The sequence below is a fragment of the Duganella sp. S19_KUP01_CR8 genome (genome assembly GCF_036688705.1).
Taxonomy (GTDB): domain Bacteria; phylum Pseudomonadota; class Gammaproteobacteria; order Burkholderiales; family Burkholderiaceae_D; genus Rugamonas.
The window spans coordinates 23,633-47,511 of sequence record NZ_JAQQPR010000018.1 but is presented as its reverse complement, the minus strand read 5'-3'; the positions used below and the strand labels follow the sequence as shown (position 1 = coordinate 47,511).

Below are 23,879 nucleotides of genomic sequence, written 5' to 3'. Positions count from 1 at the left end.
TCAACCTTAGGATACATCATTTCCTACACCAAGCCCGGACCCGACATGATGTTCACCGCACTGACACTACCGAACGGCAGCACCCTCCCCAACCGCCTGGCCAAGGCCGCGATGGAAGAAAACATGGCCGATGCGGGCCAGTTGCCCGGCCCCACGCTAAACCGTTTATACCAAAGCTGGGCCGAGGGCGGAGTGGGCCTGATCATCACCGGCAACGTGATGATCGACGGCCGCGCGATGACCGGTCCGGGCGGCGTGGTGCTGGAAGCAGGCACGCCGCTGGAACCGTTCCGCCAGTGGTCGCAGGCGGCAAGCCAGCAAGGCGCGCAAGTGTGGATGCAGATTAATCACCCTGGCCGTCAGGTCATGGCCAACATGGGCGGCAACGCCTGGGCGCCGTCGGCGGTGGCGCTGGACCTGGGCAAGCATAGCAAGCTGTTTGCGCAGCCGGTCGAGATGAGCACCGTGCAGATCGAGGAAGTCATCAACCGCTTCGCCGCCACCGCGCACGCCGCCGAACTGGCAGGCTTCAACGGCGTGCAAATCCACGCCGCGCACGGCTACCTGCTCTCGCAGTTCCTGTCGCCGCTGACCAACCGCCGCCGCGACAACTGGGGCGGCAGCCTGGCCAACCGCGCGCGCCTGCTGCTGGAGGTGGTGCACGCCGTGCGGGCGCGCGTGTCGCCCCGCTTCAGCGTGGCCGTCAAATTGAATTCGGCCGATTTCCAGCGCGGCGGCTTCTCCGAGGACGACGCCAAGCAGGTCGTGCTGCTGCTGAACGAGCTGCCGGTGGATCTGATCGAACTGTCGGGCGGCAGCTACGAAAGCCCGGCCATGCAAGGCCGTACCGCCGATGGCCGCACGCTGGCGCGCGAAGCCTACTTCCTGGAATTCGCCAAGGAGCTGGCGGCGGTGGCGCGCATGCCGGTCATGACCACCGGCGGCATCGCCCGCAAGGCGGTAGCCGAGCAGGTGCTGGCCAGCGGCATCGCCGTGGCCGGCATTGCGACCGCGCTGGCCGAAGTGCCGGACTTGCCGCAGCAATGGCGTGCAGGCCGCGAGCCGGCGGCGCTGCCGCCACCGGTGGAGTGGAAAGACAAAACCATGGCGTCGGTCGCCGCGATGGCGTTGGTCAAACGCCGCATGCGGGCACTGGGAAACGGCGACACCGCACAGGCACGCCGCTACTCGCCGCTGCTGACCATGATCATGGGTCAGCTCCGCATGGCGCTGCTGACCAGGCGTTATCGCGCCTGGCTCACGGCCGCCAGCCAATTACAGGCGTAGCCGCCGGCTTTCGCCAACCTTCAGGTTGAAGGGAATCACCTTGCCGCCGTAGCGCACCTTGCCGGGACCTGAGCCGGCGATGCGGCGTATCGTGGCCGAGGTCAACTTGCCGCCCACCCATGCCAGGTCGACCTCATAGCCGCCACGTGCGCGCAAGCCCTTGACCGAACCGGCCGGCCACGCCGACGGCAGCGCCGGCAACAGATGGATTTCTCCGGTCTGCGACTGCACCAGCATCTCGCAGATCGCCGCGACGGCGCCGAAGTTGCCGTCGATCTGGAACGGCGGATGCGCGTCCAGCATGTTCGGATAAGTGCCGCCGGCGTTGTTACCCTCGCTGCCCTTGCCGCTCTGCTGCGCGGCGCGCGCGCCCGGCTTGGCCAGTTGCCCGCGCAGCATCATGTAGGCATGGTCCCCGTCCAGCAGTCGCGCCCAGTAAGCCGTCTTCCACGCCATCGACCAACCGGTGCCGGCATCGCCGCGCCCTTCCAGCGACTTGCGCGCGGCGGCCGCCAGTTCAGGCGTTTGCGTCGGCGAGATCTGGCGGCCAGGGTAAAGTCCGAACAGGTGCGACACATGGCGATGCGTATCGCCCGGCGTATCGAGCACCGGATCTTTTTTCTCGTCCATCCATTCCAGCAGCTGGCCCCAGCTGCCCACGCGCGGCGCGGCCAGCTTGTCGCGCATGGCGGCGACCTGCGCACGGAACGCCTGGTCGTCGCCCAGCGCGTCCGCCGCTTCGACGGTGTTGTTGAACAGGTCCCAGACGATCTCCTGGTCGTAGGTGACGCCATCCTCGATCGGCCCATGCTCCGGCGACCAGCCCAGCGGCGCCACCAGGCGGCCGTCCGGCAGCTGCTTCAGATAGTCCTGCCAGAAGTGCACCGCCTCCTTCATCATCGGATACGCCACCTTGCGCAGGAAGGCTTTGTCCTGCGTGTAGGCGTAATGTTCCCAGAAATGCTGGGCGTACCAGGCGTTGCCGGTCTTGTTCCACACATAGCCCATGGCGCCGAACGGATTCGACTCGGTGCGCACCGTCCAGCCGCGCACCGGCTTGCCGGCGTTGCTGACGAAGGTCTCCTCGCGCTGCACGGCCAGGCCGCTCAGGTCCGGCTTGGCCATCTGCACGGATTCGGGATGGGCGATCGCCTGCGCCGCCGTATCGGCGATCAGCTGGCGATACACCGGCGCCACGCCCTGCACCAGCGCGAAGAACGGCAACGCGTTCTGCGACAGGTTGGCCGGTTCCGCCGGCCAGTAATTCATCTGGATGTTGATGTTGGTGTGGTAGTCAGAGTTCCATGGCGGCGTGAGGCTGTTGTTCCACAGTCCCTGCAAATTGGCGGGCAGCGAATCGCGCGAGCTGGAAATCAGCAAGTAGCGGCCGTACTGAAAAAACTGCGCCTCCAGACCGGGATCATTGCCCTCCGCCGTGTAGGTGGCGATACGCAGGTCGGTCGGCAGCGCGCGGCGCACAGGTGCGGCGCTACCAAAGTCCACGCTCATGCGATTGAACTGCGCGTGGAAATCCTTCTGGTGTTCGGCCAACAAAGCCGCCCACGGACGCCCAGCAGCGCTGACCTGCGCCGTCACGCGCGGCAGCGGATGCTCGCCCTGGAACTTCTTGACCGGATCGAGAACGTAGCTGGTGCCTGCGCCCAGTATCAACGTCACCGCATCGCAGCCGGTGAAGGTGATGCGGTTGCCATCGACCGCAATCGTCCCGCCTTCGTTCAGCACCTGCACCTGGCTGGCGTAGTCCATCGCATTGCTGGACGCCTGCCCCTTGCCGCGCAACGACCCCGTGGCGACGATGCGGTTGCCCAGCGCCTTGATCTGCGCGTCGTGCATATCGGCCAGCTCGATCGAGCCGGTGTATTGTCCACGCTTGTCCGCGCTCAGTCGCATCGCGATCACCTGCGCCGGATAGCTGGCGAAGGCCTCGCGCTTAAACCTGACGCCGCCGTGCGTGTAGCTGACACTGTGCAGGCTTTGGGCTATGTCCAGCTGCCGCGCATATCCCGTCGTCCCCTGTTCATGCCCGGGCAGGTTGATATAGACATCGCCAAACGGCTGATAAGCGCCCATCACCTTGTCGTCGCCGGTCCATAAGGTGATGTCGTTGAACTGGATACGCTCCCGCGCCAGCTGGCCGAAGATCATCGCGCCGATGCGGCCATTCCCGATCGGCAGCGCCTCCTGCTCCCAGCCTTGCGCCGTATCGGGCGCGGGCCGGTCGTAGCGCAGCGTGAGGTCGCGCGCTTCCGCCGCACCGCACAGCTGCGCGGCGAGCAGGCAAGCCGCGATCAACAATTTTCGAAACATCTTATTTCCTGACCGTGATCGACTTTCCTTCATACGCGACGACCTTGTCGGATGCGTCGAAATCGTCCGAACTCGAAACGCCGGCCTTGATGAAGCGCAGCTTGAACTGGCGCTTGCCGACCATGCCCTTGTACTGGCCCACGCGGTCGCCAATGGTGACCACGCCGGTCTTGTCGTTGTAGCTCAACGGGATGCGGCTGAACTCTCCGCGCAGGTAGGCATTGCTCACGCCGTCATCCTCGTACAGGCTGAATTTCCCATCGGCGCCGGTGTAGACGTTGAGGGTGATCGGCGCATCCGGCTTCTCGTCCACATACTGCGTCACTGGCCCCATCGGCAGTATCGAACCGGCCTTCACCAACAACGGCATGCGGGTTTCCGGCGCCTTGATCGTGGCCGTGCTACCGCCCTTGTGCACTTCGCCGGTATAGAAGTCGTACCAGCCCGCGCCCTTGGGCATGTAGACCTTGCGTTCACGCGCACCGTACACATACACCGGAGCGACCATCAGGTTGTGGCCGAACAGGTACTGGTCCTTGATGTCCTTGACCGCTTCGTCGTTCGGGAAATCCATCACCAAGCCGCGCATGATGGAACCGGATTCGTAGTGGATGTCGGCGGCGGCCGAGTAAATATAAGGCATCATGCGATAGCGCAGCTTGTCATACCAGACCATCGAATCGCGCATCGGCGATCCTTCCGGCGCAATCTCGTGGATCTCGCGTTTCACCACTTCACCGTGGGAACGGAATAGCGGCGAGAACGCGCCGAACTGGAACCAGCGCAGATTCAGCTCGCGCCATTCCTTCATATCCTCCGCGCTGCCCTTGGCCGCACCGGTGGCGCGATTCTCCTGCGCCGAACCGACCTCGCCGACCTGATAACGGTCTTCCTGCGCGTAACCGCCGATATCGTGCGTCCAGTTCGGAATGCCCGACATCGAGATGCTGACGCCGGCCGAGATCTGGTCGTACAGGTTATTCCAGCGGCTCGCCGTATCGCCGCTCCACACCGCGACCGCGTTGCGCTGGATGCCTGCGAAGCCTGAGCGCGACAGGATGAACTGGCGCGTATCCGGCTGGTCGCGCTTCAGGCCTTGGTAGAAGCCCTCCGTATGCACCAGGCTATACGGATTGAAGGTGATCTCGCCGCCACCGTACACGGTAGGACCGATCAACTTCTTGAAGTCCGCGACACTGGTGTTGGACAGCACATCCGGCTCGGTGTTATCCATCCACCAGGCGTCGAAGCCCATGTCGACCAGCTTCGGCTTCATCTGGCGATAGTAAATGTCGCGCGCCTCCTTGGTGTACGGATCGTAGTGGCTGTTCTTGTAGCCGGGGCCTACCCAGTCAAGCGCGCCGTCTTCGACGTTCTTGGTCCACATATGGCCCTTGGCTGCCAGCTCCTTGTAGTTGTCGGTATTCGAGTAGAACTTGCCCCAGATCGAAATCATGACGCGTGCATGGGCCTTGTGGGCCTCGTCCAGCATCCCCTTCGGATTCGGGAAGCGCACCTTGTCGAAATCGTGCGAGCCCCATTGATCCTGCGGCCAGTAGAACCAGTCCTGCACCATGTTATCCACCGGCCAGCCCTGCTTGCGGTACTCACGCAGCACGCCAAGCAGCTGCTCCTGCGTTTCATAGCGCTGGCGCGATTGCCAGAAGCCGTAGGCCCACTTCGGCATCATCGGCGCCTGGCCAGTCAAGTGGCGGTAGCCGGCGATGACCTTGTCCATGCTGTCGCCGTTGATGACGTAGTAGTTGATGCTCTGCGCGACTTCCGACGAGAAGGTCAGCGAATGACGTTCCGCATCGGGCAGCGGATCGTTGTGCGTGATGGCGACCATGCCGCCGGCCGGCTTCCACTCCAGGTGCAGCTTGACCGGCTTGCCGGCTTCGAACTTCACCTCGAAGTTGTGATACCACGGATTCCAGCCCTGGCGCCATACGTCCATGACCTGCTTACCGTCCAGGGTCAGCGTCGCATAGTCCGACGAGTACAGCTGCATCTTGTGCACGCCCGGCTTGTCGGAGCTCAGCGTCGCATCCCACACAACCTTGACATCCTTCAGTGTTTTCAGGTCGCCCAGTTCCTTCGGCCAGTTCTCGGCCACGTCCTTCAGGTACTGGTAGGCGATGTCCTTCTCGTGGCGAGTCAGCGCCAGCTTGCCGCCAATGTAGTAGCGCGCCGTCAGGCCGCCGGCCTTGCCTTCGTCGTCGACCAGCTTCAAGTCGCGCACCATCGGGCCATACGGCTTGGCATCGCCGAAGCGCGAGATCGAATTGTTATCCCATAAAACGCCGTAGTTCTTGTCCGAGACGACGAACGGCACGGCGATCGCCATGTTGTGCTGCATGAGCAGCACGTCTTCGCCGTTCAGGTTCATCTGCGCGTTCTGGTGCTGCCCCAGGCCGTAGTAGGCGTCCTTGGTGCCGTGATTGAAGCCTTCCTTGACCGCCATGAACGGCTTGCCACCGACATCGACCGGCGCCATGCTCTCCGACGCCTGGCTCAGGAAAGCCTTGCCGGCCGCATTGAAGAACTGCACCTGGCCGGTCGCCAGCGACACCGCCACCGAGATCTTCTTCGCCTTCAGCGTGACCTTGTCCTTGCCCGCCGCGGCAACGCTGAAGTTACCGCTAACAGGAGCCGCCACCGTCATCAGCGATGGCATGAGTTCCTTGCCCGACCGATCGAGCTTCACCACGTGGATGATGTTATCGCCCATGACCTCAAGGCGCACTTCTTGCGCCGCGCCCGAATCAGGCTTCACCACCACACCGGTGGCGGTCTTCTCAAACGTGCCGGCCAGCGCCTGGCCCGACACCATCACCGCCAGGCATGACGCCGCAGGCACTATCGATTTGAATCGCATTTAATCTCCGTATTTTTTAGTATGTACCAAGTCTAACCTTGAGAACCACCGGATTGCCGGTCAGGTTCAAGCCGTAATCTGTCTGGTCGCCGTTCCAGTTGCGCTCCATGATCCATTTTCCGGATGGGTCGTAATGCCCTTCCTCCACACGCGCCAGCATGGACGGCTTGCCGTCGCTGCTGGCGAAGCTCACGCGAGCGTGCTGCCCCACTACGATAAATTCGTTGTCGCCGATCTGCGCGATCGATGCGCCACCATTGGGCTGCTCGGTGTCCGCCGGCAGGTCCTTGACCTTGGCCAGCCACTCCGCATCGCCGAACTGCCACAGCCGGAAGCTGACGGTGGCCGTCCAGTTCTTCAGCGCGACGGTCTGGGGCTTGCGGTCGTCGCCTTCCGCCATGCCGTGGGTGCGGCCTTCAAAGGCCCACTTGGCCCACTGCCGTTCCATCGGCCGGAAGGCTGCAAAGATTTTTCCGAACGGCGCCACCATCGTCTTGTCGGTGGCCTTGGCGCCCAGCGGGAAATTGCTGTAATCCGCGTAGTCGATACCGAACGGCGAGAAAGCCAGCGAGCCACGGCCCAGCACCAGGTAGGCATAGCGCACATACTGTGCAGCGTTGCTCATCTCCGGCAGCATCAGTGCATTGTCGGCGCGCTGGAAGCGGTCCAGTGTGGCATGGAATTTATCCGACTCCGGCGCGTAGACGTCCGGCGCCGCGATGTCGATGTGCGGGGCGGCCGCCTTGTAGATATCGATCACGTCGAAGGTTGGGCCGCCGCTGGCGAAGTTGCCCTTCCACGGCATCACCGGCGACTCCAGCGGATCGCGCAGCGCGTTGTTCACGTACATCGGCAGGTTGTAGACGGCGCGGCCGGCCTTGGCGATTTCCTCGATATAGCTGGCGATGGAATAGGCATGGAAGTATTCGTCGGCGTAGTCGCCGTAGACCTGCTTCCAGCTGCCGCTGGCCGCCAGCGGCACCGGCGATTTCTTATGATCCAGCACCGCCTGCGGCACGTTCTGCTCGAACGCGGCCTGCGCCTTGGGCGCGAAGTCGCGCGCGAAGCCGTAGGTGCCGACTTCGTTCTCGACCTGCATCATGATGACGGTGCGTTGCGCCGCATCGGCCTTCTTGATGTGTTCCATCAGCGCGACAAAGGCCTTCCTGTCGGCCTTCATGGTTTCCTCGCTGTTGGGCGACAAGCAGTAGATCGACTTGCCGTCCTTGTCCAGCATGCGCGGGAAGCGCTTATTGTCGAACTTGACCCACTCCGGCGTGTACTGCGGGCCGGTGTTCTTCCAGGTGCCAAACCACAGCAGCACCAGGCGCACCTTGTGCTGGCGCGCTTGCGCCAGCAAGGTGTCGACATAACTGAAATCGAACTTGCCTTCGACCGGTTCGATCTGCTCCCACGCCACGGGAATCTCAACGGTGTTGGCGTTCATGTCTTTGATGGCCGGCCACACCTTGCTCAAGGCCAGCGGATAATTGCTGGAGTTGTGCACCTGTGCGCCGAACATCACAAACGGCGCGCCATCGACCATCAGGGCGTGGCGGCCGTCCTTCTTCACAAGCCGCGGCAGATCGGCTGCCGCCGCGCCAGCTGCGGCCAAGGCCGCGAAACTCAAAACGGAAACAAGCTGGCGGGCGGTATGCTTCATCTGGTCCAAGCCTTTCGTAGTTTAGAAGTCGTAGCTCAATTTCGCCACCACCCGGCGGCCGGTCTTGAACCACGCACGGCCCATCATCCCGATATTTTGCTGCATCAGCTGCTTGTAGGTCGAATCGGTCAGGTTCTGCGCTTCCAGGCCGAGCTGCACCTTGTCGGTGAGTTTGTAGAACACCGACGCATCCAGCTGGCCGTACGAATCCGACCAGGTAGGCAGCGCCCAGGCGACATTGGTCTGGCCGAAGGTCGGGCTGGCTGGGTTGCTATCCAGGCCATCCCCGCCCTTGGTGCCGTTGACGTTCACGCCTTGCAGCGACTTGGAGCGCCAGTTGTACGCCAGTCGTGCCGACACCGGGCCTTTGTCATACAGCAGCGCCAGATTGTACGATTGACGCGACAGGTTCTCCAACGGCAGGTTGCCGAAGGTGGTGCCGTTGGTGTCGCAGCCGTTCAGGTTCAGGTTGACGTTGGCGGCGCTGTCGCCACCGGTGCAGTACTTCGAGTACACCGGGTTATACAGATCGCGCTTGCTGTCGACGAAGGTGAAGTTGGCCTGCATGCCAAGGCCGGACAATGCGCCAGGCAGCTTGTCGAAGTACTGCTGGAAGGCCAGCTCCACGCCGCGCGCATGGCCTTTGGCGCCGTTGACCGGACCTGTCACGGTGAAGTTCTGTGCCTTGCCGGTAGAATCGGTCAACTGGTAGTTGTACACCTGGTTGATGATGATGTCTTTCAGGCTCTTGTTGAACACAGCTGCGGTGAATGAACCGGTCGGCGCGAAGTACCACTCCATCGTCAAATCGACCTGCTTGGAGGTGGTTGGACGCAGATTGGGATTACCCGCCCCGGTGCCGCTCTGGTTCAAACTGCGGACGGTGGTGACGCCGTTGGCAGTCAAGGTATCGGCCGTCTGCGACAGCGAGGTATAAGCCTGCAGCTGGCTGAAGTCGGGACGGGACAACGCCGACGACGCGGCAAAGCGGAACTGCAGCGCGTCGGATGCCTTCAGGCGCAGGTTCAGGCTAGGCAGGAAATTGTGGTACGAGTTGTCGAAATCCTGAGCCTTCGCGAATGGTGCGATGACCGGAATCGGTATGCCCTGGGTGGCGCCGGTCGGTGCGGTCGACGTGAAGACGGTGTAACCGTGCGCGGTCGAATCGGTTTGTACGTAACGCAAGCCGATGTTGCCGTCCACCGGATACTTCAGCTTGTCCCAGCCGAAGCGCAGCTGGCCATACAGCGCCTTGGTCTTTTCCGTCTGCTCGTTGGAGCCGGCGGGATCGGTGCCGAAGGAGGCCGGCGTCCATGGCGAGCAGGTGTTGCCTTTTTCCGCGCACAGGATGTCGTGGTAGGTATGCAGCGCGGCATAGCTGCTTGGGTAGCCCTGTGCCAGCGAGGCGTTCGGGAACACCACCGACGGTACGGAGACGCCGCCGTTGAAGAAGTTATTGAAGCTATGCAGATTGGTGTTGCCGGCGAAGCGAGGATCGCCCAGGTAGGCCAGGTGCGAAATCTCGCCCTGCCATGGCTGGGTGATAGGCGACCAGTTGTAGTCGGGATTGGATTTCACCGTGGTCGCCGAGCGATCCGTCAGGCGCACGCCGAAGCGCACGTCGCGCAGCACCGGATGATCGAAGTCGTACTTGACGTCGGTCTTCCATGCGGTTTCATTGGCCTTGCTCTGGTCCAGGTGTTCCATGGTGAACGCCCAGTAGTAGTTGTTCGGATTCGCCAGGTAGGCACGGTCCGCGTCACTGAAGATCAGCTTAGGCACGCTGCCGGTCAGGTCCAGCTGCTCCTTCGGCATCTGCACGCCGGTCGCCACGGTGGAATCGAGGCTGTTGGTCTTGGCCTTGATGTGCTGCACATCGGTGGTGACGGTCCAGCTGTCATGCCGCCAGCGCAGGTTCCACGACAGGTCGGTGGTGTCGGACTTGCGGTTGGCGCCGCGGGTATCGTCACCGAAATTGATGCCGGCGCCGGAGGAATCGGTCAGCGTTCCGGTCAGCAGCGCGCCTTGCGAATTAAAGGTCGAATTCGGGGAGAGGCGGATGTTGTACGGGCTCGATTGCGCGAAGATCGCCTGCTCGTCCCAGGTCATCTCATATTTCGATTTGAAGTAGGTCAGGGAACTGGACCAATCATCCTTCTTCCATTGCAGCGCGCCATAGGCGCCCTCGCGCTTGCGGTTGAATTCCAGCGTGCGCCATTGAGCGCCCTTCGGTGCGTAGACCGAATTGCCGTTTGCGTCTTTCATCGGATAGTAAGGCTCGACCTGGAAGGCGTCGGTGCGGGTAGCGCTTTCCGAGTAGGCCAGATCGAGCAGCGCGCCGATTTCACCGACCGGGGTTTTCCAGCGGTTGGACACCAGGCCGGAATACGATGGCGAGGTCTTGCCCTTCTTCAGTTCCGACCAGGTACGGTCGGCCGAAACGGCGGCCTTGAAGCCTTTGTAATCGAACGGCATCGCGGTACGCAGGTTCACCAGGCCGCCGACGGCGCCCTCGATCTGCTCGGCCGACGGGTTCTTGTAGATGTCGACGCCAGCCACCAGCTCCGGCGGCACGTCTTCGAAGTTCAGCGAACGGCCGCCGTTGGCGGAGAACGAATCGCGGCCATTCAGCTCGGAGCGCACATAGCTCAAGCCGCGGATCGATACACCCGAGCCTTCAACCGAGAAGTGCTCCGGGTCGCCCTTGGACATGGTGCGGTCGATGGTCACGCCCACGATGCGCTGCAACACTTCCGTCACCGAGCGGTCCGGCAGCTTGCCGATATCGTCGGCGACGATGGAATCAACGATTTCATCGGAATTCTGTTTGATCTTCTGCGCCGATTGCAGCGCTGCGCGCTGGCCGGTCACCACCACCGTCGCACCGGTATCGGTAGGGGTGGTTTGTGCGAACGCTACGCCCGACATGGATGCCATCTGGGCCAGGCCCAACGCGATCGCTGTTTTCTTAAACTGTTTCATCTATCATCTCCGGAGTTATACGAATTTTTTATGGCTCTTTGGCCGTCTGTTATGGGTGTTTTTGTCAGGCGAGCGGGCCCGCAGGCGCTGAATAGCGCAGAGTTGTCATCGTCATTTGATAGTGTCTCGCTTTTGGTTTTTTTATCGTGATGGCTTACTGGCGGGGTGCCAGGTCATCCGATGTTATGAGACCATTTTGCAAGTTACGCCAACTGGCCGCAATTGCGAAATTCACCAAGCGGGAGAATGATAATCAGCAAGCGTAGCGTCGATCAGACAACGTAGCGGCTGAAGCGGCGCGGCCTGGCGTTGCAGGCCGCGCGAAAAACATCAACGACGGCTGGAACGCGTGGCCACGTCAACCCAGACCGCCAGCGTCAGGATGCAGCCCTTGACGATCATCTGCCAGTAGGTGTCCACATCCAGCATGGACATGCCGTTATCCAGGCTGGCCATCACCAGCGCGCCGATCAGGGCGCCGTACACGGTGCCGGAGCCGCCGCGCATCGAAGTGCCGCCGATGAAGCAGGCCGCGATCGCATCCAGCTCGCCCGAGGTGCCGGCCGACGGCGAACCGGCCGCCAGCCGCGCCGTGTTGACCAGGCCAGCCAGGGCGCACATCAGGCCCATGATCCCGAAGATCCACAGCTTCACCGCCTGCACGTTCACGCCGGACAGGCGGGTCGCCTCCATATTGCTGCCCACCGCGTAGATGCGGCGGCCGAACACGGTCTGCGTGGCGACGTAGCTGAAGACGCCCAGCAGCACCAGCAACAGCAGCACCGGCAGCGGTATGCCCTCATAGCTGTTCAGGGTCCGCACGAAGGCGAACAGCACGGCGCCGATGGCGGCCAGGCGCACGCCGTCGCGCCACATCGGCGGCACCGGCAAGCCGTGGCGGCCCAGGTTCAGGCGCTGGCGCCAGGTCAGCACGGCGGCCAGCGCGAACAGCACCACGCCCAGCGTCACGCCCAGTTCCGGCGACAGATAGCCCTGCCCCACCTGCACCATCGCTTCCGACACCGGCGCCACCGTCACGCCGTCCGTCACGCCCAGCACGATGCCGCGATACGCCAGCATGCCGCCCAGGCCCACGATGAAGGACGGTATGCCCGCATACGCCGTCAGGTAGCCGTTGAACAGGCCAAGCAGCAGGCCGCAGGCCAGCACCGCCGCCACCGTCACGGGCAGCGGCATGTGGTGCGTCACGTCGAGCACCGCCGCCACGCCGCCCAGCAGGCCTAGCAGCGAACCTACCGACAGGTCGATCTCGCCGGAGATGATGACGAAGGCCATGCCGCAGGCGACCACGCCGGTCACCGACATCTGTCGCATCAGGTTGGACAGGTTGCGCGCCGAGATGAAGCCGCCGTCCGTCTTCCAGCTGAAGAAGCTCCAGATGATGGCGATGGCGATCAGCAGCGCGAGGATTTTATACTGCGTGAACAGTTGTTTGAGTTTGTTGGTATGCATGGTCACTATAAATGATCGAGCGCCGCCGACAGCAGCATTTCCTGGGTCAGGTCCTGGTTGATGAAGTCTCCGCGCAGCCGGCCTTCGCCCATCACCAGCACGCGGTCGGACACGCCCAGCACTTCGGCCAGCTCCGACGACACCATGATGATGGACACGCCCTGACTGGCCAGTTCCAGCATCAGCTTGTAGATCTCGTACTTGGCGCCGACGTCCACGCCGCGCGTGGGCTCGTCGAGTATCAGCACCTTGGGCCGCGTCAGCAGCATCTTGGACAGCACCGCCTTCTGCTGGTTGCCGCCGGAGAGCGAGGTAATCGGCAGGAAGGGACTGGCAGTCTTCAGGCCTAGCCGCGCGATTTCCTCGCTGACGGTTTTCAGCTCGGCCTCGCGGTCGATGCGGGTGAAGCGCGCGTAGCGGCCCAGCACCGACAGCGTGATGTTCTGGCCCACGTCCAGGTCGCGGATGATGCCGTGCTGCTTGCGGTCCTCCGGCACCAGCGCCAGCCCGGCGCGGATGGCCTTTAGCGGAGTTCGGGTATCGATCTTCTCGCCGTTGAGCCACACCTCGGCCTCGCAGCGGCCGTTGTAGGCGCCGAACAGCGCGGACACCAGCTCCGTGCGCCCCGCCCCCACCAGACCGGCGATGCCGAGGATCTCGCCCCGGCGCAGCGTGAAGGAGACGTTGTCCACCTTCCTGCGGTCCGGTTTCTCGGTGTCGTAGCACACCACGTTGCGGGCTTCGAACATCACCTCGCCCTGCGTGCGCTCCAGTTTTGGATACAGCTGGTTCATCTCGCGCCCCACCATCTGCGCGATGATCTGCCGCACGTCCATCTGCTGCATCGGCGTGGTGGCGATATGCTTGCCGTCGCGGATGACGACGATGGTGTCGCAAATCGCTTCCACTTCATCGAGCTTGTGCGAGATGTAGACGCAGGCCACGCCCTTGGCTTTCAGGCCGCGAATGATGTCGAGCAGTACTTCGATCTCCGACGCCGTCAGCGACGACGATGGTTCGTCCAGGATCAGCAGGCGCGCATTCTTGTTGAGCGCCTTGGCGATCTCGATCAGTTGCTGATGGCCGCCGCCGTAGTTCATCACCGGCAGCACCACGTTGACGTCGTTGAGCTTGAGCTCCTTGAGCAGCGTTTCGGCGCGTTGGTTCATGGCCGGGTAGTCCATGCGGCCGCCGGGCAGCGTGATCTCATTGCCGAGGAAGAGATTCTCCGTCACAGACAATTCGGGCACCAGCATCAGCTCCTGGTGGATGATGACGATGCCGGCCGCTTCGCTTTCGCGTATCGATTGCGCCTTCAACGGCTGGCCGTCCATCAGGATCTCGCCGTCCCAGGTGCCGTGCGGGTAGACGGCGGACAGTACTTTCATCAGGGTCGATTTGCCGGCGCCATTCTCGCCGCACAAACCGATGCACTCGCCGGGCCTGACTTGCAGGTCGATGCCGTCGAGCGCGGGGACACCGCCGAATTTCTTGACGATGCCCTTCATTTCTAGCAAATAGCCGGACATACAGGTTCTCGCAGAGGGTGAAGTGCGGGGAACGCATGCTCAGCATGGATTCCCGCTTTCGCGGGAATGACCGTCGTTCCCGCGCAGGCGGGAACCCATGGAACGCATCCCCGCCAGTACGATTATTTAGCCGCGAGCTGGGCCTTGGTGTAGAAACCATCGGTGACCACCAGGTCGATATTCGCCTTGGTCAGCATGGTAGGTTTCAGCAGCAGCGTGCTGACCTGCTTGAAGCCGTTCTGATACTCGGCGTTGTAAGCCGGCTTCTCATTCCGCACCAGCTGGATCGACAGCTTGGCCGCTTCCGAAGCGATCAACTTCAACGGTTTGTACACCGTCATCGTCTGCGAACCGGCGATCACGCGCCGCACCGCCGCCAGATCCGCATCCTGCCCGGACACGGCCACCTTGCCATCGAGCTTCTGCGAAGCCAGCGCCTGGATCGCGCCGCCGGCGGTCGCATCGTTCGACGCCACCACCGCATCGAGCTTGTTGCCGTTGGCCGTCAGCGCATTCTCAACGATGGACATGGCCTCGGCAGGATTCCAATCCTTGACCCACTGCTTGCCAACGACCTTGATGTCACCCTTGTCGATCAACGGCTGCAGCACCTTGAGCTGGCCTTCGCGCAGCATCTTGGCGTTGTTGTCGGTCGGCGCACCGCCCAGCAGGTAGAAGTTACCCTTGGGCTTGACCGCCACCACACCCTGCGCCTGCATCTCGCCGACCAACTTGTTATCGAAGGAGATGTAGGCGTCGATGTCGGCGTTGAGGATCAAGCGGTCGTAGGAGACCACCTTGATCTTGGCCTTCTTCGCTTCGCGCACCGCGTTGTTCAGCACCGTGGCGTTGTAAGGCACGATCACCAGCACATCGACACCGCGCGAAATCAGATTCTCGATCTGGGCGATCTGGCGCTGCTCGCTGGCGTCGGCCGACTGCACAAAGACCTTGGCGCCCTGCTGCTCGGCGGCGGCGACGAAGTAATCGCGGTCGCGCGCCCAGCGTTCCAGCCGCAGATCGTCGATCGAAAAGCCGATTTTAGGGTTCTTGGCGTCGGCCATGGCGTTCCCGCCGGCGCACACCAGCATGACGGCGACTGCCGCCGCGCTCAGTAATTTCTTCATTGTTACGGTCTCCTGTTTGTTCGGTGGATCTTTGTCCAACTAGTTCACTAATGATTATGGCGCGCCTGATTATTGGCCACTCCGCGATATGGTACAGCCAGTTCCATGCAAGCGCCGTTTTCCATTTGCCCAACGGTGCTGCGGTAGATTTCCTGCCACGGCGTCTGGCTGGCGGGGATGGCCGGAATGCCCTCCTTCTTGCGCTCCTCCCACTCCGCCTCGCCGACCTGCACATCGCAGCGGCCGGCGTTCAAATCGACGCGAATACGGTCGCCGGTACGCAGCCAGGCAAGGCCGCCGCCGACCGCACTCTCCGGCGATGCGTTCAGTATCGACGGGCTGTCCGAGGTGCCGGACTGGCGGCCGTCGCCCAGCGTCGGCAGCGCGTTGATGCCGCGTTTGACCAGTGCATCGGGCGGCTGCATGTTGACCACTTCGGCCGACCCCGGCCAGCCTATCGGACCGGCGCCGCGTATCACCAGCATGCAATCCTCGTCGATGTTCAGCGCCGGATCGTTGATGCGGGCGTGGTAATCGCCGGAGCCGTCGAACACGATGGCACGGCATTCGAAGATATTCTCGCTGCCCGGCGTGCTCAGATAGCGGGCGCGGAAGGCGTCCGAAATCACGCTGGTTTTCATGATAGCGAAGTCAAACAGATTGCCCTTCAGGACAAAGAAGCCCGCATCCTTCTTCAACGGCTGATCGAAGGCGTAGATCACTTCGCGGTCATTCGTCTCGCGGCCGGCCAGGTTGTCGCGCATGCTGCGGCCGGTGACAGTAGGACGGTCCGAGCGCAGCATGCCCTGCTGCTCCAGCTCCCACATGATGGCCGGCACGCCGCCGGCGCGATGGAAACGCTCGCCGAGGAACTTACCGGCCGGCTGCATGTTCAGCAGCAGCGGCACGGCATGGCCGTACTCCATCCAGTCGCTCGAATGCAGTTCGACGCCGGCGTGGCGCGCCATCGCCATGATGTGCTGCTGGGCGTTGGTGGAGCCGCCGATGGCGGCGTTGACCACGATCGCATCGAGGAAGGCCTCGCGGTTCAGGATGCTGGACGGCTTGATATCCAGCCGCGCCATCTCGACGATGCGCCTGCCGGTTTCATACGCCATCTGGCCCCGTTCGCGGTACGGCGCGGGGATCGCCGAGCAGCCGGTCAGCGACATGCCCAGAGCCTCGGCCATCGCGTTCATGGTGGAGGCGGTGCCCATGGTGTTGCAGTGCCCCGCAGACGGCGCCGAAGCGGCGGCGATCTGCAGGAATTTTTCATTGTCGATCTCACCGGCGGCCAGCTGGCGGCGGCCCTTCCAGATCGCGGTGCCGGAACCCGCCAGTTCGCCTTCGAACCAGCCGTCCAGCATCGGCCCGCCGGACAGCACGATGGCGGGAATGTCCACCGTCGATGCGGCCATCAGCTGCGCCGGCGTGGTCTTGTCGCAGCCGGTGGTCAGCACCACGGCGTCGATCGGATAGCCGTGCAGGATTTCCACCAACCCGAGATAGGCCAGGTTGCGGTCGATGGCGGCGGTCGGACGGCGGCAGTTTTCAAAAATCGGATGCAGCGGGAACTCCATCGCGATGCCGCCCGCATCGCGGATGCCGTCGCGCACGCGCTTGGCCAGCTCCAGGTGGATGCGGTTGCAGGGGCTGATGTCGCTGCCGCTCTGCGCGATGCCGATGATGGGACGGCCGGAGCGCAGCTCTTCCGGCGTGATCCCGTAGTTCATGAAGCGCTCCAGGTACAGCGCCGTCATGTCGATGTGGTCGGGATTGTCGAACCAATCCTGCGAGCGGTAGCGGCGTGCGGTACTCATGCGCCGTACCAGCCCGCGTCGACGAAGTAATCGCGCCCGGTGCAGCGGCCGGCGTTGTCGGAGGCCAGGAACAGCGCCAACGCGGCCACGTCGTCCACCTGCACGCGCTGCGGCAGGCATTGGCCGGCCAGGATGCGCGCTTCCTCTTCCGGCGTATGCCACAAGGCTTCCTGGCGCGGCGTACGCACCGCGCCGGGGATGATGCAGTTGACGCGGACGTTGTCCGGACCGAGGTCGCGCGCCAGGCCGCGCGTCATGCCCTCGATGGCGGCTTTGGCCGTCATGTACAGGGTCAGTTCCGGCAGCGCCAGGTGCCACGAGATCGAACCGAAGTTCAGGATCACGCCACCGCCGCGCTGCCGCATGCCGACGGCGACAGCCTTGGCGCAGAAGTACTGGTGCCGCAGGTTGACGGCCATGCGCTCGTCCCAGTATTCCGGGCTGACGTCGGCCAGCTTGTGGCGGTCGTCGTTGGCGGCGTTGTTGATCAGTACATCGACCTGGCCGATGCGGTCGAAGGCCGCAGCCAGCGCATCGAGATCGGTCAGGTCGCAGCGCACGAAGGTCGGCGGTACCGCCTGTGTCGACAGGCGGCCTTGCAGCGCCAGCGAGTCTTCTTCGGCGATGTCGAGGAAGTGCACCTGCGCGCCCTGCTGCGCAAACGCCTCCACCATGCCCGCGCCGATGCCGCTGCCGCCGCCGGTGATGACCACGCGCTTGCCGGCCAGGCTGGGATAGATCGCCTGCTGCACCCTGGTCTGCAGGGCAGGCGCAGTGCGCACCGCAGCCGCGCCGCGCGCCCGTGCCAGCAAGGCCCGCACGCCAAACGTCCATGGCGCGATGGTGTCGCTGCGTTGCACGTGGTTGACCAAGGTACCCAACGACGGCGTCGAGATGCTGACACGGTCGCCCAGGTGGTGCGTGAAGCCGCTTCCGGCCGCGTCGCGGTCCTTGATCGGCGAGAACATCGTGCCGAGGAAGAGCATGAAGCCGTCCGGGTATTGATGATGGCGGCCGCAGACCTGGCTCACCAGGTCGAGCGGATCGCGGCTGATTTCGCGCATGCGGCTGGCGCCGGCCAGGTGGAAGCCGTCGTCCAGGCCTTCGATCAGCATGCTCACTTCCGCGTTGCGAATGGTATCGATGGTGAAGTGTTCGTCGAACAGGCGGATGAACGGGCCGATGGCGCAGGAGCCGTTGTTGTCCTTGGCCTTGCCCAGCAACAGCGCGCTGCGGCCTTCGATGTCGCGCAGGTTGACGTCGTTGCCCAGGGTGGCGCCCAGCACGCGTGCCTGGCTGTTGACGGCCAGGACGATCTCCGGTTCCGGGTTGTTCCATTTCGAATCGGGATGCAGGCCGACGTCCGCGCCCTGCCCCACCGCCGACATGGGCTGCGACTTGGAGAACACCTCGGCGTCCGGGCCGATGCCCACTTCCATGTAGGGCGACCAGAGTCCGCGCTTGATCAGGTCCGCCTTCAGACGCGCCGCTTCCGGCGAGCCGGGACGGATGGCCGACAGATCGGAACCGATGATGGTCTGGATCTCCGCGCGCAGCGTGCTGGCGCGGGAGGCGTCGCCACCGGCCTGCTCTTCGATCACGCGCTCCAGCAGGCTGACGGCGAAGGTGACGCCGCAGGCCTTGATCGCTTGCAGGTCGCACGGCGCCAGCAAGCGCGGGGTGCCGGCGAAGGCGGTGCTGTCCAGCGCATGCGCCATCAACTGCCGCACGCTGCCCAGCGATTCGCCGGGTGCGCTGCGGGCGATGTCGAGGACATCGTCGCGCTCCAGCAGGTCGGACATGGTGGGGGCGTGGCCGGTGATGTCGAACACCTCGCCGTTGCGGACGGCCACCACGCAAGGCCCGTCGATGACGCCATTGCGCCAGACGCGGCCCACCAGAACCGCCCGTTCGATATCGTCGGGCAGCATCGTTTTCATATTATTTTCCAAGGTCTCTCTCTCCAAGCTGGCAAGCAAACTGCGTGGAGGATTTTGACCCGATTCCCCAGTGACGGCAATTATGAAACTCACCAATCACGGTCATGTTTTACGCGTCCGCCGCTCAGGCGACGCTGCGCAGGTCGGGCACGGCGGCGGCGTCGTCGTTTTTCTCAACGGCGCGACCCTGCATGGCGCGGTCCTGGTAGGCGCGCGGCGTGCAGCCCAGCTCCCGCTTGAACACCGCGTGCATGTACTGCACCGACGTAAAGCCGCAGCTGAGCGCCACGTCGGCGATGCTGCGCTCCCCGCGCGCCAGGATCTCGGTGGCGGCATCGAGCTTGAAGCGCAGGATCACATCGTGCACGCTGCAATCGAGCTCCTGGCGGAAGTAGGATTCCAGCGACGAGCGCGAAATGCCCACGTACTCCGCCACCTGGTGCGTCTTGATGCCCTGGCAGGCGTACTGGCGGATGAAGTGGCGCGCCCGCATCACGTGCGGGTGCTTGGGCGCTTCGTGGCGGGTCGAGGTCAGCACGTTGATACCGACCGGCGGCACCAGGATGCGCGTGCCGCCCAGGCGCACGCCGTGCAGCATCTGGTCCAGCAGGTGGGCGGCGGTGCGGCCCATCTCCTGCGCGCCCTGGATCACGGAGCTGAGCGGAATGCGGGTCAGCATGCGCGCCAGCGGGTCGTTGTCGATGCCGATCAGCGCCACCTGCTCCGGCACCTCGATGCCGGCCATGATGCAGGCCTGCAGCAGCTGGCGCGCGCGGGCGTCGGTGACGGCGATGATGCCGACCGGCTTGGGCAGGCTGTGCAGCCACTTGATCTGCTGCTCCACCGCCTCGTCCCAGGACGGCGCGCTGGTGCCCAGGCCGCGATAGATCTGCGGCTCCATCTTGTCCTTGCGCATCAGCGTGCGGAAGGCGGTCTCGCGCTCCTGCGCCCAGCGGTTCTCCTGCGCTTCCGGCAGGCTGAACATCGCAAAATTGCGCAGGCCGGCCTCGATCAGGTGATCGTGGGCCATCTTGATCAGTTTGAAGTTGTCGGTGGCGACGTAGGGCACGGCGTCCGGATAGCTGCTGTCCTCGGCGTAGGAGCCGCCCACCGCCACCACCGGGATGCGGCTGCGGCTCAGCGCGGCCGCCACGGCGGGATCGTCGAAATCGGCGATGATGCCGTCGCCCTGCCAGTGCTCGATGCCGGGCAGGCGCAGGCGGAAGTCTTCCTCCAGGAACAAATCCCAGGAGGCGCGGGTGCTGCTCAAGTGAGCGGCGATACCGGCAATCACTTCGCGGTCAAAAATCTTGTTCGCGTTAAACAGCAGCGCAATACGGTGGGACTTCATCGACATTTTCAACGACCTCAATCTCGGCACCAAGTATTGTGGCATGTTTCCGATCCTGTTCCGATGAAAAAGGCGAACCCGTCCCTATTTGGCGACAATCGGCTTGCCAGTCACTATGCCGCGGCCCGCCGTGCTCATATACACAACCCCGTAAGTATTGGCATCTCCGATAACGAATTGGGCATCGCCCGGACCACCGTATTGATGATCCTCGTCATTAATCCTCAGCCAGCTGGTGCCGCTGTCGATGGAGCGGAACACGCCGCGCACGCCGCCCACCGAGCCCCAGATGTACACCGCCGGGTAGTTGGCGCCAGGCGCGGCCTTGCCGAAGCCCACCGCCGCCGCGTAGCCGACATTGGCGAGCCTGGCGAAGCTGGCGCCGGAGTCGGTGGAGCGCGCCAGGCCGCCGTCATACAGCGCGACCCAGACATCCCCCTCCCTGCCGGGCGCGGCGCGCACCGCTTTCGAACCCTTGTCGCTACCCAGGCCGCCCGCTGGCGCGAAACTGGCGCCGCCATCGGTACTGACCAGCATGGTGGCGCCGCTCAGCGCATAGAACTTGCCGGCGTTGACCGGATCGGCCACCGGCCGCGCGCCGTTCAGGCCCTTGACGGCGTTCCAGCTGTCGCCGCCGTCGGTGGAGTAGTAGCTGGCGGAGGATTTTCCCGGGCTGTGCACGATCACCTTGCCGTCCGCGCTCAAGGCCAACTGCCCCTGCGGGCCCTTCAGGCTGGCGGTCTTCTTCCAACTCACGCCCATGTCGCGCGACACATACATCGCGCTGCCGACGCGCGCCAGCACATTCGGATTGGCGGCCGCAACATCCAGCCCCCAGGTGGTGCCCATGGTCGGCGTATGGATGGGCGCGTATTGGCTCACGTCGGTGTGACGGAAGCCGTCGTAGTCGCCGATGGCCGAAACGACCGGGCCGCCGGGAATGCTGACCATATTCAGCGGCACCGATTCCTCCAACCCCGCATCCTCGAACTTCCACACCGCCGGTGCGGCGTGGATATCGTTGGTTTTGAAAATGCCGTTGCCCGACACCACCATCACGGTGCGCGTATCGAAGGGATCGAACTCGATGCTGGCGGTCCAGTGGATGAAGCTGCCCGCGATCCAGCTCACGCCGTTGGGATCGATCCGCACACCCTGGTCGACGATGCTCTTCCAGCTTTTTCCGCCGTCCAGCGTTTCAAAAAACTTGTCACCCATCGCGCCGGGCCGCTGGTAGTAATCGATGGTGGAGACGATCATGCGCTCCGGGTTGCCCGGATCGACCGTGATGCCGGCATAGGCGCGGTTCAGCGGCGGCGAGATATCGCTCCATTTGCGGGCCGCGATATCGTACTTCCATACCGCGCCCTTTTCCATGCCTTCACCGTGCGCCATGTCGCCCCACGGACCGGCGCCCTTGGCGTAGACCACCACCAGGCTGCCCTTGGCCAGCACCGCGCGCTGCGGCATCAGCGCGGCGGGGCCGCCGCGCAATGGCGCGAAGGTCTTGCCGCCGTCGCCGGACAGGTACAGATTGGCGCCCACCGAACCAAAGCGCGATACGCCGGCGAAGATGCGCTGCGTGGCGCCGCCGGCCGCGCTGGCCGGGTCCAGCACGACGAAGCTCACGCCGTTCTTGTTGGGGGTGTCGGCCACCGGCAGGCCGTCCAGATGCTGCCAGCTCAGGCCTTCGTCCAGGCTCTTGAACATGCCGTTGGCGCGCGTGCCGATGTAGAGGATCTTGCCGTTGGCCGGATCCACTTGCAGCTTCTCGCCGTTGCCGCGTCCCATGCCGTTGCCGTGCACCTTGAACTGCTTGGTGACGTCGATCTTGGTGAAGGTGCGGCCGTAGTCGACCGATTTCAGGATCGCGCTGGTCCCGCCGTTCAGGTAGCCGATGCCGGCGGACAGATACACCTTGCCCGGCGCATTCGGATCGAGGGCGATGGACTCCACGCCCAGCAAGCCGGTCTCCTGGTCGGACACCCAGTCCAGCAACGGTATCCAGCGCCGGCCGGCGCCGTCCCAGCGGTAGGCGCCGCCGACGTCGGTGCGGAGGTAGACCAGGCCCTGCTCGGTCTTGCTGGTGACGATGCCGGAAACGAAGCCGCTGCCGCCGATGGCGACGTTGTCCCACGCGTAGGCCTCGCCTCCCATCAGCTTGTTCAGCGTCGGCGCCATGGCCTTGGCCCAGATCTTGTAACCCAGCTCGTTCGGGTGCAGCAGGTCGGGCATGACGTCCTTCGACAGCGTGCCGTCCGCCGCCAGGAATGCCTGGTTGATGTCGAGGTAGAAAACATGCTGGTTGTCGGCAAAACCGGAGATGATGGCGTTGACCTTTTCGTTGATCCGACGGAGCTTGTCATCCGGCTTCTCGCCGCGCGGGAAGATCGCCAGCAGCAGTATCTTCGTGTTGGGCAGGCGCTGGCGCAGTTCGTCGATATTGCGCCGGATGCCGGCGGCGGTGGTCTGCGGATCTTCCTGGCGATGGCCGGTGTTGTTGGTACCGAACATCAGCACCGCCACCTTGGGCGCGAGGCCGTCCACTTCGCCGTGCAGCAGGCGCCACAGCACGTTCTCGGTGCGGTCGCCGCCGAAGCCCAGCGCCAGGCCGTTCATCTGTTTGTAGTAACGATCCCAGACCGGCGCGCCGCTCTTCTCCCAGCCCTCGGTGATCGAATCGCCGATGAACACGACTTCGGCCGACTTGCCCAGCGCCTGCGCTTCGGCCAGCTTCTTCTCGTGACGCGGCGTCCACCAGTCGATCGCCCAGGATTCGTTCAGCTTGTCCGGGGTGACCGACACGGTCTTGTAATCCGGGCAGCTGACGTTGGGCTCGCCGCTGGCCTGGTATTTGATATTGGCCACCGCCACCTCGCCGATGCCGGTGGCGTCGAGCGTAAACGGCTGCGTGACGGCGCTCAAATCGTCGCCCTCGTGCACGAAGCAGCTGACCGGCAACACCACGTGCTGCCAGCCCTTGCCGGCGAAGGCGCGCGCAGGCAACACATAAGGCACGTTGCGGCTGCACTGCTCGCCGCAGCCGACCGCGAAGCTGAGGCCACCTTTCGCCATCTCCTTGACATTGATATCCAGCGCCAGCACGCCGTGCGCCAGATAGGGCCGCAGATCGACCGGCTGGCCGCCTTCCAGGCGCAGGCTGGCGTACCAGGAATGGAAGTGCATGGCCAGGGCGTCGCCATCCTTGCCGACGTTGACGCGGCGGTCCAACAGCTTGGCCGATGACGGGATCCCGGCGCTGGCGCCGTCCAGCGTGACGTGCGCTTCGTAGTCCGCGGCGGTGATGTGCCAGGATGGCAGCGGGCTGCCGACGTAGAGATTCAGGTCTTGCGCCGGCGCCGCCAGGGCGGACGCCGACCAGGCGGCCAGGCACAAGGCCAGGCGCCAGCGGATAAAGTTCATGGGAGTCTGTCTCAGTTAAAAATTCTTGTGAGTATATTCTGCAAGCTGCCCCCTCGCCCGGCAATTGCGAAATTCACC

General features: G+C 63.8%; 11 protein-coding genes and 2 pseudogenes. 1 reads left to right on the top strand and 12 read right to left on the bottom strand.

Going from position 1 to position 23,879, the window contains the following annotated elements:
* Positions 1–45 precede the first annotated feature (45 nt).
* On the top strand, positions 46–1,287 hold the full coding sequence (locus V6M89_RS18645; protein ID WP_332854566.1) for an NADH:flavin oxidoreductase/NADH oxidase family protein: 1,242 nt from the start codon (positions 46–48) through the stop codon (positions 1,285–1,287).
* On the opposite strand, the gene V6M89_RS18640 is transcribed toward V6M89_RS18645, so the two are convergent.
* From V6M89_RS18640 to V6M89_RS18585, 12 genes and pseudogenes are all read right to left on the bottom strand, one after another.
* Positions 1,276–3,615: a glycoside hydrolase family 95 protein gene (locus V6M89_RS18640; RefSeq protein WP_332854565.1), complete on the bottom strand. Its 2,340-nt coding sequence runs from the start codon at positions 3,613–3,615 to the stop codon at positions 1,276–1,278. The genes V6M89_RS18645 and V6M89_RS18640 overlap by 12 nt on opposite strands.
* Position 3,616: 1 nt before the next feature.
* Positions 3,617–6,493, bottom strand: a complete 2,877-nt coding sequence (locus V6M89_RS18635) for a glycoside hydrolase family 31 protein (RefSeq protein ID WP_332854564.1) — start codon at positions 6,491–6,493, stop codon at positions 3,617–3,619.
* Between the two features lie 16 nt (positions 6,494–6,509).
* Positions 6,510–8,156, bottom strand: a complete 1,647-nt coding sequence (locus V6M89_RS18630) for a GH35 family beta-galactosidase (protein ID WP_332854563.1) — start codon at positions 8,154–8,156, stop codon at positions 6,510–6,512.
* A gap of 21 nt (positions 8,157–8,177) precedes the next feature.
* A complete protein-coding gene (locus V6M89_RS18625) occupies positions 8,178–11,138 on the bottom strand; it encodes a TonB-dependent receptor (RefSeq protein WP_332854562.1) in 2,961 nt (986 codons plus the stop codon).
* Between the two features lie 330 nt (positions 11,139–11,468).
* The gene (locus tag V6M89_RS18620; protein ID WP_332854561.1) at positions 11,469–12,611 is read right to left on the bottom strand and encodes a sugar ABC transporter permease; all 1,143 of its coding nucleotides are present in this window, start codon (positions 12,609–12,611) and stop codon (positions 11,469–11,471) included.
* A gap of 5 nt (positions 12,612–12,616) precedes the next feature.
* Complete coding sequence (xylG, locus tag V6M89_RS18615; protein ID WP_332854560.1) at positions 12,617–14,140, bottom strand: D-xylose ABC transporter ATP-binding protein; 1,524 nt, start codon at positions 14,138–14,140, stop codon at positions 12,617–12,619.
* A 122-nt stretch (positions 14,141–14,262) separates the two neighbouring features.
* Positions 14,263–15,267 (bottom strand): D-xylose ABC transporter substrate-binding protein, encoded by a 1,005-nt coding sequence (gene xylF / locus V6M89_RS18610; protein WP_332854559.1) that lies wholly within the window; start codon positions 15,265–15,267, stop codon positions 14,263–14,265.
* Positions 15,268–15,314: 47 nt separating this feature from the next.
* Complete coding sequence (locus V6M89_RS18605) at positions 15,315–17,087, bottom strand: IlvD/Edd family dehydratase (RefSeq protein ID WP_332854558.1); 1,773 nt, start codon at positions 17,085–17,087, stop codon at positions 15,315–15,317.
* A pseudogene (locus tag V6M89_RS18600) lies at positions 17,084–17,803 on the bottom strand (SDR family NAD(P)-dependent oxidoreductase); the annotation flags it as partial. The gene V6M89_RS18605 and the pseudogene V6M89_RS18600, both read right to left, overlap by 4 nt.
* Before the next feature lie 87 nt (positions 17,804–17,890).
* A pseudogene (locus V6M89_RS18595) lies at positions 17,891–19,027 on the bottom strand (fumarylacetoacetate hydrolase family protein); the annotation flags it as partial.
* 124 nt (positions 19,028–19,151) lie between these two features.
* Complete coding sequence (locus tag V6M89_RS18590) at positions 19,152–20,378, bottom strand: XylR family transcriptional regulator (protein WP_332854557.1); 1,227 nt, start codon at positions 20,376–20,378, stop codon at positions 19,152–19,154.
* Positions 20,379–20,462: 84 nt separating this feature from the next.
* Positions 20,463–23,801: a GDSL-type esterase/lipase family protein gene (locus tag V6M89_RS18585; protein ID WP_332854556.1), complete on the bottom strand. Its 3,339-nt coding sequence runs from the start codon at positions 23,799–23,801 to the stop codon at positions 20,463–20,465.
* Between the last annotated feature and the right edge of the window lie 78 nt (positions 23,802–23,879).